The sequence below is a fragment of the Qipengyuania sp. genome (assembly GCF_048550555.1).
Lineage (GTDB): Bacteria > Pseudomonadota > Alphaproteobacteria > Sphingomonadales > Sphingomonadaceae > Qipengyuania.
In genome coordinates this window covers 1-12,448 of record NZ_JBLYYF010000044.1, presented here as the reverse complement: position 1 = coordinate 12,448, position 12,448 = coordinate 1, and the positions used below count along the sequence as shown (strand labels likewise).

At 56.9% G+C, this 12,448-nt stretch carries 11 protein-coding genes; 5 read left to right on the top strand and 6 right to left on the bottom strand.

The window, feature by feature from the left end:
• Positions 1-4: 4 nt before the first annotated feature.
• Together ACN4E0_RS11785 and ACN4E0_RS11780 are read left to right on the top strand one after the other, a co-directional pair.
• A complete protein-coding gene (locus ACN4E0_RS11785) occupies positions 5-958 on the top strand; it encodes a HEAT repeat domain-containing protein (RefSeq protein WP_419568067.1) in 954 nt (317 codons plus the stop codon).
• A gap of 1 nt (position 959) precedes the next feature.
• A complete protein-coding gene (locus ACN4E0_RS11780) occupies positions 960-2,381 on the top strand; it encodes a glycosyltransferase (RefSeq protein WP_419568065.1) in 1,422 nt (473 codons plus the stop codon).
• Between the two features lie 37 nt (positions 2,382-2,418).
• Here the strand turns inward: ACN4E0_RS11780 and ACN4E0_RS11775 are convergent, their stop codons facing one another.
• Complete coding sequence (locus ACN4E0_RS11775) at positions 2,419-6,297, bottom strand: PAS domain S-box protein (protein ID WP_419568063.1); 3,879 nt, start codon at positions 6,295-6,297, stop codon at positions 2,419-2,421.
• Between the two features lie 140 nt (positions 6,298-6,437).
• Positions 6,438-7,121, bottom strand: a complete 684-nt coding sequence (locus ACN4E0_RS11770; RefSeq protein ID WP_419568061.1) for a response regulator transcription factor — start codon at positions 7,119-7,121, stop codon at positions 6,438-6,440.
• 177 nt (positions 7,122-7,298) lie between these two features.
• Between ACN4E0_RS11770 and ACN4E0_RS11765 the strand changes: the two genes are divergently transcribed.
• From ACN4E0_RS11765 to ACN4E0_RS11755, 3 genes are all read left to right on the top strand, one after another.
• Entirely contained in the window at positions 7,299-7,883 is a 585-nt protein-coding gene (locus ACN4E0_RS11765; RefSeq protein WP_419568059.1) for a PAS domain-containing protein, read from the top strand.
• Positions 7,884-7,948: 65 nt separating this feature from the next.
• The gene (locus ACN4E0_RS11760) at positions 7,949-8,350 is read left to right on the top strand and encodes an NTP transferase domain-containing protein (protein WP_419568057.1); all 402 of its coding nucleotides are present in this window, start codon (positions 7,949-7,951) and stop codon (positions 8,348-8,350) included.
• Positions 8,351-8,685: 335 nt separating this feature from the next.
• Positions 8,686-9,318, top strand: coding sequence for a tyrosine-type recombinase/integrase (locus tag ACN4E0_RS11755; RefSeq protein ID WP_419568056.1), 633 nt, complete (start codon positions 8,686-8,688; stop codon positions 9,316-9,318).
• A 287-nt stretch (positions 9,319-9,605) separates the two neighbouring features.
• On the opposite strand, the gene ACN4E0_RS11750 is transcribed toward ACN4E0_RS11755, so the two are convergent.
• From ACN4E0_RS11750 to ACN4E0_RS11735, 4 genes are all read right to left on the bottom strand, one after another.
• Positions 9,606-10,679: a sensor histidine kinase gene (locus tag ACN4E0_RS11750; protein ID WP_419568055.1), complete on the bottom strand. Its 1,074-nt coding sequence runs from the start codon at positions 10,677-10,679 to the stop codon at positions 9,606-9,608.
• A 196-nt stretch (positions 10,680-10,875) separates the two neighbouring features.
• Positions 10,876-11,433 (bottom strand): DUF2061 domain-containing protein, encoded by a 558-nt coding sequence (locus ACN4E0_RS11745; protein WP_419568053.1) that lies wholly within the window; start codon positions 11,431-11,433, stop codon positions 10,876-10,878.
• Between the two features lie 256 nt (positions 11,434-11,689).
• Complete coding sequence (locus ACN4E0_RS11740; RefSeq protein ID WP_419568051.1) at positions 11,690-11,890, bottom strand: hypothetical protein; 201 nt, start codon at positions 11,888-11,890, stop codon at positions 11,690-11,692.
• Positions 11,891-11,960: 70 nt separating this feature from the next.
• Complete coding sequence (locus tag ACN4E0_RS11735) at positions 11,961-12,215, bottom strand: cold-shock protein (RefSeq protein ID WP_419568049.1); 255 nt, start codon at positions 12,213-12,215, stop codon at positions 11,961-11,963.
• Between the last annotated feature and the right edge of the window lie 233 nt (positions 12,216-12,448).

Sequence of the window (12,448 nt, the reverse complement as noted above, 5' to 3'; positions counted from 1 at the left end):
CCCCATGGCAGACTTTCTGTTTCTCGTTTCGGCGGCATCTGCGTTGATCATGATTGCCTTCATGACGTACTTGGTGATCCGACGAAGGCTCGACGAAGCGCGAAACCTGCAGCGTGGCAAACGCGAACGGGCGCTGGTTCAACAGCTCATGGATGAGACGAGCCAGCCGGAGTTGTCCTCCTACGCCGGGCAAGAGCGACTGGTGTTGTCGGTCATTGCGCGAGTGCTCGAGTTGCTCCGCGGTAGCGGGCGCGACAGGCTCCTCGAGCTGGTCGAAGAAAAAGGACTGCTTGATAAGCCGTTGGCTGATCTCAATTCACGAAAGGCCACAAAACGTCTCGAAGCGATCAGGGCGCTGGAGACGTTCAATGTAACACGTGTCGTAGCCGAGTTCGAAAAAGTCATGGCAAATGATTCCGAACTGCCGGTGCGAATGGCTGCGAGTTCCGCATTGGCCAGGCTCGACCAACTGCCTTCTGCGCGGGATACCATATCGTTGCTCAAGCTTGCGGAAAGGCCGATCACCTTGAGTGACGAGGTAGTCCTGAGAATGTTGGCCGTACGTAATGGAAAGGCAATCGCGACGGAAGCCAACCGGACTGGCTCGATTGCATTGCGCGCTGCCTTGGTTGAAGCTCTGGGGTCATCTTCATCAAACGAAGTCACGAAATACTTCGAGCGTTGGATGCGAGATGATGCAGTTGAGGTTCGACGGGCCGCTGCAAAGTGTCTTGCTCGATTTCAGCATCCGCTCGCCCTTGCGTGGTTGTCTCGCATGGCCGAGGACCTGGACGAAGGAGTTCGGCTCGAAGCTGCACGTGCGTTGCATACACTTGGCCTGGAGCCCGAAGTAACACTCTTGGCGAAAATGATCTCCGATCCCGCTCCTTTGGTCGCCGCGATCGCGCAACGGTTCTGGCCCCATACGGCCGCCCAAATCTGCCGATCGACCCTGTAAGATGGCAAATTGGCAAGCCTTCGGAGCCTACCTGGTGCTTGGGCTGGCTTGGGCTAGCTTCCTTATCATTGTTGCGCGCAACATGGTGTCACTGGTGCAGTTGTTGGGCGCAGTTCGCGTGTTCCGATCACGCCTTCGCCCTACTCGTGCCGCACAGACGCTTTGGACGCGCCAGGCAGACTGTGTGCCCCCGCTAACTATCATTGCGCCGGCCTATAACGAAGAGCTCTCGATTGTCGCGAATGTCCGTTCGCTGCTGGCCTTGGAATATCCCGAGCATGAGGTCATCGTGGTGAACGATGGATCGAGCGATAGCACTCTGAGCCGCTTGATTGAGGGCTTCAACCTTGAAAAAGTGGAAAGGCGTCAGGTTGCCGCCCTTCAGACACGCGCAATTCTGGGCGTATATGCCTCTGACCGCTTTCCCAATCTTACAGTCGTAGATAAGGAAAATGGCCGCAAGGCCGACGCAGCAAACGCCGGAATTGGCTTTGCGCTGACTCCCCTCATTTGCGTCATCGATGCCGATTCCATCATCGAAAGCGATGGTCTCCTACGCGCAACCGAGCCTTTCATGATGGACGACGGTTCACTGGTAGCGGTCGGAGGGGCCATTCGCATCGTCAATGGCTGCAAAGTGCGGGGAGGATCGCTCCAGGAGATCGGCATCTCGACCAACTGGCTAGCTCGCTTTCAAATCGTCGAATACCTGCGCGCCTTTCTCACGGCGCGCGTCGCCAACGCTCACGTCAACGCACTCCTCCTGATCTCCGGTGCTTTCGGCGTTTTCGATCGACGAACCGTGGTGGAGATCGGTGGGTACCGCCATGACACGGTCGGCGAAGATCTCGAGCTAGTGGTCCGCATTCATCGACACATGCGTGAGCAAGAGCGAAACTACCGCATCGAGTTCATACCAGAAATCGTTTGCTGGACCGAAGCTCCAGTCACCTTGGCAGGCCTGAAGAATCAACGCGCACGCTGGCAGCAAGGCGCACTGGAGACACTCGTCTCGCACCGCCGGATGCTTGGAAATCCGCGGTTCGGCAGGATAGGTGTGGCAGCGCTCCCGCACATCGTTCTGGAGGACGTGATTGGCCCACCAGCCGAACTGATCGGCTATCTGGTCATTCCGGTCGCCTGGGCTCTCGGCCTACTCAATCCGCAAATTGCTCTGGGATACCTTTCCCTGACGTTCCTCTTTGGAACCGCATTGAGCCTTGGCACACTTGCTCTCGAGGAAACGCAGCTTCGGCGAACGCCGAGTGCGAAGCAGTTGGCAATCCTCATGGGAGCAGCGGTACTGGAGAACTTCGGCTTTCGCCAAGCTGTCCTCGTATTTCGCCTGATCGGTATCAAACGTTTTCTGCGCAAGGAAACTGCTTGGTCGAGTGTTCCTCGTCTTGGTTTCAATTCGGACTAGTGGCACTCGGATCTTGAGCCGCGCCTCCCAAGGAGCCTCAATTCTCCGCAAGAATCTCCGGAATTTGACTGACGAGCGACATGCGGGCGGCCGGATCAATCGTTTGTCTCAGCTCGCGCTCCAGTTTGGAAGCCGATTTGCCGGTCGTCTCTTCTCCGAATACCGCGGCGATTCCCGCAATCTGATGGAGTTCGTTGAGGATCGTCTCAATCTGTGACGCACAGTTGCCTTCGGTCGTCGAATGGGCGATTTTCGCAAGCTCGTTTTTCTTTTGCCGATATCGCTCGAGCAGCTCCGGATCCTGACTTTCCGTTACAGGCTCGTCCGCGGCATTCAGGGAGCCCCTGCCAAATAGCTCCACCGCATCGATAAGATCACGGGTGCGTATCGGTTTGGCTATGTGCATCTGCATTCCGGCGGCGCGGCAGGCGGCTATATCCTCGGCAAACGCGTTGCCAGTCAGTGCCACGATGGGCAAATCTTCGGGGCCGTAACCCATTTCGCGCAGCTTGCGTGCTGCCGAGAGTCCGTCCATGCCAGGCATCTGCAAGTCCATAAAGACCAGAGAGTAGGGGTTCCCTTCTTTCGCTGATTGCTCGATTTCCACGATGGCCGCTTGACCATCCGTTACGATGGTTGGCTCGAACCCCGCTTCTTTCGCCATGGCGCGTATGAGGGTCTGGTTGATATCGTTGTCCTCGGCAATCAACAGACGGACGGATTGGGAGTGAGCGGCGGGCGGTTTGACGTCTGCGCTTGAAACGCTCTCCGCCGGGACAAGCTCGTCAGCAACCACCAAAGGCAAAAGTACGCTGAAGGTCGAGCCGCGGCCGACTTCGCTTTCGGCCGCGATATGGCCACCCATCAGTTCAACCAGCTGCTTGGTTATCGCGAGGCCCAGGCCCGATCCACCGAACCGTCGAGCCACCGAACTGTCTGCCTGGGTGAATTGGTCGAAGATCGATTTCAGGTTTTCTTCTGCAATGCCGACCCCTGTATCGACTACGTTGATGGCAAGCGAACGGCCATCATCTACGACGCTCACGCTGATGTCGATCGATCCCCGCTCCGTGAATTTTACGGCGTTGCCGACAAGATTGAGCAGGGCCTGACGGATGCGCACGGCGTCGCCCAGAACCCATCGAGGGACATCTTCGGCTATCTCCAGTTGGACCTCGACCGAATTCTTTCGCGCGATTGGCTCCATGAGGCGCACTACGTCCTTCACTTTGTGATGAAGGTCGAGAGGTTCGAGTGAAATCTGCATCAACCCAGCTTCGATCTTTGAGATATCCAGAATGTCATTGAGGAGACGCATCATCCCCCTGCCAGAATCTGCGATCATCTGAACGTATTGGTGCTGCGTCGAGTCGAGCTCGCTTCTCTCGAGCAATTCCGTGAAACCGATCACCCCGTTCATCGGCGTACGAATTTCATGGCTCATGTTGGCGAGAAATGCCGATTTCGCCACAGCAGCATCTTCCGCGCGCCTTCGAGCGTTGCGGAGGTCCTCCTCAAGGGCTTTCGCTTGTGATACGTTTCTGATCGAAGCAATTATTTCCTTGGGCTCGCCGCTGGCCGCATCGTGAACTACTGCACAATTGGCCTCCATCCAGCGATATCTCTCTGGGTCATTGGGAGCTGCAGAGCGAAAGGCGATAAGCGCTCGATCCCGATGGCCACTGGCCAGGTCTGCGAACACCTGTCGTACCTCTTGATCATCATCGGGATGAAATCCGGTGATCAGGTTGACGCCGACCATCGCGCGAGGATCGAGTTCGAAGATGTCCTGAGATGAGGGCGAGGCATAAAGGCAGTCGCCGGAGGGCGTAAGCCTTACGACGGCATCCTTGACGTTGTCCGTAATGAGAGACAGCTGCTCGTCTCGCTCTGCCAGCTTCTCCAACGCCGCCCGCCGGTCGGATACATCCAGGTTTACTCCTATGAAGCCAAGAATCGTCCCTGTGTCATCGATTTCAGGGCGGCCTATCGTATCCACCCAGACGACAGTTCCGTCTGGTCGCAGCCATCGAAACTCTTCACGAAAAGCCTCCTGCGCTTCGACTGCCTTGCGCCAAGCTTGCGCCACCCAGTCACGATCTCCTGGATGCATGGCGGTCACCCAACCATCGCCAAGCCATTGGCCATCGGACATTCCCGTCTGACGTGCCCAGGCCGGGTTGACGTATGTACAGAGCCCGTCAGCATCAGTGCGGAAAATTCCTGCTGGAGCCAGATCGGCCAATGTTTGGAAGCGCCGCTCGCTTTCTTCGAGCTGCCTCACCGCGTTGACTTGTTCAGTTACGTCAACCGCGGCGCCGAAATAGGCCTTCAGATTACCATGGAGATCGAACTCGCCTGAATTAAAGGTTTCCATCCATAGATCCGATCCATCTGCGGCACGGAAGCGGATGGTCCGCCGACGAATCTCACCGGGTTGAAAGTTGTGAAAGGGTGGCGCCTCGCGGTAGGGTTCGCGATCCGCCACGGTTTCGAGCCACCCTTGGCCCAACATCTCCTCGACCGACTTGCCGAGTTTTTCGGCCCAGTTGGGGTTGATGTAGGTGAGTTGTCCCTTTGAATCGGCGCGAAAGATGCCGACCGGCGCGGCTTCGGCGAGTTTTCGGAAACGCTCTTCGCTTTCGGCCAGGTCCTGCTTTTGCACGATATTTTCAGTAACATCGCTGATGTTGCCGATGGTTCCGGCAAAAGAGCCATCCTTGTCAGCAAGCCGGCGTATTTGGACTTCAACATAGCGCCACTGGCCCTCGCTATTTCGAAACCGTCGCACAAAGGTCGATTCTTCGACCGCACCGGTTTCGATCCTCTGAAAAAGCGCCTGTGTCTCCTCGATCTCGTCGGGGTGAAGCAACTCCATCACTGAGGTCCCGAGGCTCTGCTCCGAGCAGTACCCAGTGATCGTCTCCCACGCTGGGTTTAGCGAGCTCCACCTCCCCCCTTTATCTGTGCTGAAGATGACGTCGCGAATGTTGTCTAGGATATGCTGGCTGGCATCGCGGCTTTTCTTTAACTCGAGCCTGTCCCGCGCCCTTCCGGCCAGCATAGCAGCGACCGGAAGGCCCATGACCAGATTTGCGGCCAGGAATACCTGAAAGGCAAAAAACTGCGCCTCGATTCCACCGCGAACCAGCGAGATCGGGCCTCTTCCAGCGGCGGAAGCGATCGACGCGACCATCGTAACAACCAAGAGCGCTGCAGCTGTTCCTGCGAGACCTGTTCTGAACGCAGAATATATGATCAGTGACGTAACGAGAAAGAGGAACGGATAAGAGGTTTGCGAGAACACGATAGTGCTGCCGGTGGCTACCACGACGATCATGACAAGCCATTCCGTCACAAATTTCCGCGTAAAACTCTTTCGAGCCCCCCAAATATCGACCCCGACCAATAGAACAGGAAGCAGCACAAGAAGACTAAGACCATCCGCTAGTGCCCATTTCGTCCAATCTCTAATCGCAAAAGCCCCTTCACCTCCTGCCAGAACGAAACTTGCCACAGTTGCGGACCCGAAACATGCGATCAGCGAGGCCCCGAGAAGCCAAACCTGATCGGAGATTTCGCTCATATCCAGCCGACGCTGGACTTGCTTTCGAATGATCCAGACAACCAAGGCAATTTCCAAGGCATTGGCGCCCGAGAGGCCAATCGCTGTTAGCCAAGAATCTCCCACATACCGGTTCACGGCGATATTCATCAGAGCACAGGAAGCAATGAGGGGGCCGCTCGAAGCCCACCGCGCGCGAAGCAGCCAGGCGGCAGCAATCGCGTTGGGCATCCACAGCATTGCCACTCGCCCATTCTCGCGACTGACTGAGATGCCGAGATAGGCAAGGCCGCCGAACAAGGCAGTCACTGCCAGAATGGCGGCGATCTCCCGTCGACGCAAAAAACTCATGCCCAGCCCGCCTTAGAAGAAAGATTTGCGGAATGCCTATAGCTAAATAGAGATCTCAGGTACCGAAAACGTTCCTCTAGCCAGCTCCTCGCGCAAATTCTGTGGCAATCGAAATCGACATCTCTAGCGACACGCCACATCTAGGGCTTCACTACATTTGCCGCGAAAAGCATTCGTACGAGCTCCGCTATGCTCTTGATTTCGAGCTTGGAAAATATCGAACTTCTGTGAGCCTCGACTGTCCTCGGGCTGATCTCGAATTGGCGCGCCACCTCCTTGTTCGAAAGGCCATGACTAAGGTGGATGGCAACTTCTCGCTCTCGATCGGTGAGACGAGACAGGTTTCTAAAGGCGATTAGTTCTTTCTCTAACGCCGAGGCTTGATCGCCCATGGAATCGAACGCCACTTCGACGAGATCCAGCAGTGCTTTAGTCGCGAAGGGCTTTTCGAGAAAATCGACAGCCCCCAATTGCATAGCTGAAACCGCAGCTCGGATATCGGCATGCGCGGTCGACATAAGAACCGGCCAGCCAATTCCTCGGTTACGGAGCTCTTGGAGAAGCTCCAGCCCATCCATTTCGGGCATGCGAAGATCGATAATAATCGGTGCTGGAGCCGCAGTGGGAGCGTATTCGAGGAAGTCAGCCGCAGAGCCAAAAGGCCAGACAGTCAATTCGAAATCGGTGAGCTCACCATGAAGCCACCTTCGAAACACCGGATCGTCGTCGATCAAGTAGATCGATTTTCGCGCTTCAGAGCTTGAACCCGGCTTTGCCATCATACCTTCTTTGATCGCCCTGTAGGAAAGGTTATCTTGGCGCACATCTTATTTCCATATCCTTTCCTGCATTTCTAAAATTTTGAAATGCATGCCTGATCCTGGCCACTGCTGCAGAGACACACTCAAGCCGCCTCTCGGCCAAGGGTTTGGTTCAATCGATGCATGGGATCGAAGCCCACTCACCATGCGAGTTATACACCTCTCACATTCCCAAGAGACATGGCCAATTGCATCATCGCACCCTCGGCAAACTGCGTAGAATCTCGTCGCGCCATGTTCACACCACTAAGTTATTTCCACCTTACAGAAGCGGAAGCACTGACAGCTTTTACGAACTCGCCAAATTCCAGGTACCAACTTATGACCGCGATGTCCCACGTCTCCATCGATTCCAGAGCAATCCCGACCGTCGAGGCCGTCGGGCTAAGCGGAAGCGAACTGGCGATTGCAATGCTTGCTCAATCCAAGGACTGCATAAAAATCCTCAGCGTGGATGGCCATCTGGAATTCATGAACTGCAACGGCCTGAACGTAATGGAGATTGACCAAATGGGTTGGGTCATTGGCAAATTCTGGTGGGACCTATGGCCAAGTGCTTTGCGCACCCTCGTCAAAGAGCACTTCTACGATGCGGTTCAGGGAGGTGAGGTGAATTTCGAGGCCGAGTGCCCGACCGCAAAAGGCTCTCGGGGCCTATGGGCCGTGAACCTGCGCCCTCTTTGCGCGCAGACAGGTCAAGTGGTCTCCATTCTGTGCACATCCCAGGAGATCACGAGTGAAGGCGAACAACTAAATCATCGCTGATGCCGACCCAGCTAGTTGAGGAGCGAGTGTGGGTGCAGTGTTTGCTGTGAACTTCGTCCGGGTCTTTGCTGCACGAAAGAGTCTCGTCTGTCCGCGTACCGGCCGGTTGGGAAGTAGTCGTAAATGCCAATGCCTCAAAGGGCATGGGAACATCGATCGCCGCGGGTGTAGCTGCCGCGATGCGCCACGATCGTGTCGTTATCGGCCTCGCCGATATGCCGATAATGAGCGCAATGCACCTGCGTCAGATAGCATCAGGCAAAGGCACTGCTTGCACTCGATATGAAGACGGCAATGCCGGATGCCCTGCTGGCTTCGAACGCAAAGCCTTCGCAGAGCTGCTCGAGCTGACGGGTGATCGAGGAGCCCGCAGCCTGGACCTTCCCGACCTCACCATCATCGCCCCAAATGACCGAAAATTGTTGGTCGACGTAAATGTTCGAGACGATCTTCATGTGGACCACTAGCCGATATTACGTCTTTTCCGTTCAGTCGGAACGCGCGCCCAACGCCATTGATATCGGCGACCGATCGATCGAACGTGGCGATGCCGATTGCGGAGCGCAGACCTCAACGGGCTAGCTCAATGGCAGCTCGTTAAGAAATTCGGCTGACAGCAGACGGTCCGCTATCGGCCCCATGGCCGTCAGGCTGCTCTTGGCGAAAGCTGCCGGACAGCAACGCGCCCTCATTGCGGTCATAGGGCGGCCTTCAGGCTCTGCCCAACTGCGGACATGAGACTCGCGCTCAATTGATCTCCACTCGTTCGTCGGATGGCCGATTTCGGCCGAGGAGAAACGACATGGGATACTCTCAATATGATCCGGCTATCGATGAACGAGTTCCATGGAATGCTGGCAAGAAGGTCGGCACCAAGCGACCGCTGACACAGAAGCAGATTTGGGCGGTCCGCTTCTTTCTGGACAGAGAAGGTAGGTTCAGAGACCGAGCGCTGTTCGACTTGGCGATCGACAGCAAATTACGCGGATGTGACTTGGTGAAGATCAAGATTGGCGACCTGGTGGCTGGCTCGGAGATGAGGCGCAGAGCAACTGTCGTGCAGCAGAAGACGCACCGTCCAGTGCAGTTCGAGCTTACCGGAGATGTTCGAACCAGCCTGTGGTCTTGGCTCGAGCGACGGCGAGGCACAATTGACGACTATGCCTTCCCAAGCCGCATAGATCGCAATGGCCACCTCAGTACACGGCAGTATGCGCGTCTCGTTGATGAATGGGTTACAGCCATCGGGCTCCGGCGCGAGGAGTTCGGAACGCACTCGCTAAGACGAACCAAGGCCTCGATGATCTACAAGGCTACTGGCAATCTGAGAGCCATTCAGATCCTGCTCGGGCATTCAAAGATCGAGAACACCGTTCGGTATCTCGGTGTGGATGTCGAAGATGCTCTCCAACTAGCCGAGCGAACTGAGATCTGACTTTGAGGCGGCCCTTCCAAAAGCGGAAGGGCCGCTTTCCCGTTCGGCAAGCGGCCTGGAACGTCTGATTATGGGTGGAAAGTGGGCATGTTCGACTGCTCCCGTGTATGTCCAGTCCGGGACCGTATTCGGACTAGTTGCATTTGGCGGCCGGAATGCGGAATGCTGCCGGTCGGCTATCGACCAGACTGCTTCGATTAGCCGATCATCTGCCAACCTTGAGTTCACGCCACTTTTTGTCTCAGCTGAGGGAACTCATGCGCGAAGCGGCATCTGCCAACTCTTGCCTATAGGGCCGCTACTGTCGGCATCGGCTCGACTTCCGGGTTTTCCGCGTCTTCGTGCTGGATTGTTACGCGAGTTCCCGGGTCGGCGTCCGATATGGAAACCCTGGCCTTTAACTGCCGTGCCAGCGCTTCGACGATATTGGTTCCTAGGCCCGCAACGGCCGCAGGTTTGTCATCAAGCGGCATGCCGACACCATCATCCTCGACTTCCAGTGTCCACGCGGGACCATTGGTCACGTAGCGAACCTGTATCGTCCCGCCTTGATCGACAGGGTAGGCGTGCTTGAGCGAATTGATCACCAGTTCGGTGACAATCAGCCCCAAGCTCACCGAGTTGCCGGAGCTTACGCTGCCCTTCGCGACATCGACCTTGATCGTCAGGACATTGGGATCCGCGATCATCGAAATTCCGATGCTTTCGGAAAGCTGTTCGAGATAGGGTCGCAGTTCGACAGCGTCCGCCCCCGATTGCGACAGCTGTTTCTGGATCGTGGCGATCGAGAGAACGCGGTTTTGTGCCATCTGGAGGTGGCTGCGTGTCTCGTCATTGCTGACCCGGCGGGCGGATTGCATCAGCACCGAAGCGATGATCTGAAGGCTGTTGGCCACGCGATGCTGAAGTTCTTGCATCAGCATCACGTTATTGGCGATCAAGTCCTCCATTTCCCTCTTGGCAGTCTTGGCTTCGGTCGTGTCGATTACCGTCAGAAGAAGACGGATACTTTGCGCCCCCGGATATTCGAGCCTGTGAGCCGACAGCTTGAGCGAACGTTCCGAGCGGTCCTTTGCCGCGGGCAGCAACATCTCGTAGTCATCGATATCCGCGCCGCCCGAACCAGTCGCTCGCAAGAGCGATTTCAGGCGCGCAACGTCCCATTCGCCATCGCCCATTTCGAGGATGGAACTGCCAGTCAGCACCGCGCAGTCGAGACCGAAGGCGCGACAGAAGGACAGGCTGGCGGCGATCACCGTGAGATCTTCGTCGAGCATGATCAGGGGCGTATTCGAGTTCACGACCATCGCATCGGCAAGACTGGTTACCGGGTCGGAGGGTTGGGTTGGTGGCGGGGTCATGATTGCCCCCTTCCTTTGTTGACCGGCACAGCGCAGCTTGCGCGTAATTCCGGGTCTTTCGGCTCAGCCGAGTCGTCGCTGGCGGTTCCGGTCGCCTGCGAACGATAGCGCACTTGTAGCACACTCCGGCGCGGCATGGGCTATCGTTTCGGGAATGAGCCATGGAGAGGATTGAATTAGCAATCCGATCGGCAGCTCAATCCCCTGCAGTGCTTTCAGCGCGTTGCTCTGCAAGTCCGAACGGCAGGCGTGCCCAGACCCGCTCGTGGAAGAAATACAGCACCAGCTTGGTGAAGATCTCCAGGCCCCCAATGGAAGCGGCGGTCGCCATACTCCCGGTGAAGAACCACGCCAGAGCGAAGGTGTCGAGCGATGCGATCAGGCGCCATAGCCCTGTCTTGATGGTCGTTCGACGCATGGTTTCGCGATGTCGATCCTTGCGGAACACTATGCCCCAGCCGGTGAGCGACCACGCACGCTCGTGGAGGAAATAAAGGACTAGCTTCGTCGCAATCTCTGTGATCGCAATATAGCTCGCCGTCTCGAGGGCATCGGCCTGAGCGACCGGCGCCCCGAACATCGGCCCCAGATAGGTGATCAGAAGATAGGACAGGATGAGCGTGTCGATCGTGCCGACGGCCCGCCAGGATATGGCCTTGGCGACCGAGCGCCAGGGCTTGATGTTCGGCCGCTCTGGGGGATCGAGCTTCGGCGATTCCGGCCCGAACAACGGTTTCTGCGTAGGTTCTCTCATTACTGGCGCCATTGCCCAGCGGTCACTCTCGCAGGAGTGAACCGGGCTTCACTCGACAGAATTGCGGCGGTGCTCAGCCAATGCGTCTTCGAGCCTGGAATATGAATATGGTCCGACGCGATAGTGGACCGACGTCACAGAGATGATCCCTTCCGGTAGCGATGGAGCAGACTTCCGCTTGAGAGCTCCGCCTTCACTTTCCCAGTCGCCGGTTCCAGGCTGGATCGGGGTTGCTGTATCTTTCACGGTTTCCACATCAATAATCCTTTTTCAAGGAGGAGCGTTCGTCAGCCGGCCAACCAAGATCGGATAGGCCGTTCGTCTTGCGCCAGTCGGTCATCCGCTGCGCACTAACTCCCAAGGACTCGACCGCTTCCTTGCGCTCTTCGGGCGAACCCGAGCGATCTGCCTTCATGGCCGCGAGCTGGTGATCGAAGAGAAATTTGTTCATCGGCATCAGAAGGATCCTTGGCAGAAGGGCGTAGCGAGAGCCGGGGTGGTGGATCCCCCCGGCCCTGCTGTCGGCGTCAGCCCTGCTGGGCGCGGGCCTGTTCCTTCTGGTTCTCGCCGTCGCCCTGCTGATGCTGCAGGTTCACGGCGCTCTTCTTGCCGCCGTCTACCTCGCTGGTTTCGTAGCTGAACCGCTGATCGACCTTCGGCATCTGGCCTTCCTGCTGCAGGTCCGCCTTCTTGAAGCGGAGCGCATCGCCACCCTTTTCAGGCGTGATCGAGCCGGTGCCCGAACTGCTGTCGTAGCTCTTGATCTTGCCGTAATGCGTCATCTGTCATTCCTTCGATCGAGTGTGCAGCGCGCCAGAATTGGCCCGGCCGCGACTAAGAGGCGAAACTGAAGGAAAGAGTTTCCAAGCGGTGGAAACGGTGACCGTCGATTGCGACTGGTAGCTGACATTCAGATGGGGATTTTTATACGAAATTCAAGGCCACGGCGTCATAGAAACGTGCAGCTCGCTCAATTTACCTGCGGTTCCTTGGGAGGTTGATCGCCCGCTGAGGG

Excerpts from the sequence above, each read along its gene's own strand:
- ACN4E0_RS11785 (WP_419568067.1), top strand. The coding sequence starts at position 5 with ATGGCAGACTTTCTGTTTCTCGTTTCGGCGGCATCTGCGTTGATCATG.
- ACN4E0_RS11780 (WP_419568065.1), top strand. The coding sequence starts at position 960 with ATGGCAAATTGGCAAGCCTTCGGAGCCTACCTGGTGCTTGGGCTGGCT.
- ACN4E0_RS11775 (WP_419568063.1), bottom strand. The coding sequence starts at position 6,297 with ATGAGTTTTTTGCGTCGACGGGAGATCGCCGCCATTCTGGCAGTGACT.
- ACN4E0_RS11765 (WP_419568059.1), top strand. The coding sequence starts at position 7,299 with ATGGCCAATTGCATCATCGCACCCTCGGCAAACTGCGTAGAATCTCGT.
- ACN4E0_RS11755 (WP_419568056.1), top strand. The coding sequence starts at position 8,686 with ATGGGATACTCTCAATATGATCCGGCTATCGATGAACGAGTTCCATGG.
- ACN4E0_RS11750 (WP_419568055.1), bottom strand. The coding sequence starts at position 10,679 with ATGACCCCGCCACCAACCCAACCCTCCGACCCGGTAACCAGTCTTGCC.
- ACN4E0_RS11745 (WP_419568053.1), bottom strand. The coding sequence starts at position 11,433 with ATGAGAGAACCTACGCAGAAACCGTTGTTCGGGCCGGAATCGCCGAAG.
- ACN4E0_RS11740 (WP_419568051.1), bottom strand. The coding sequence starts at position 11,890 with ATGCCGATGAACAAATTTCTCTTCGATCACCAGCTCGCGGCCATGAAG.
- ACN4E0_RS11735 (WP_419568049.1), bottom strand. The coding sequence starts at position 12,215 with ATGACGCATTACGGCAAGATCAAGAGCTACGACAGCAGTTCGGGCACC.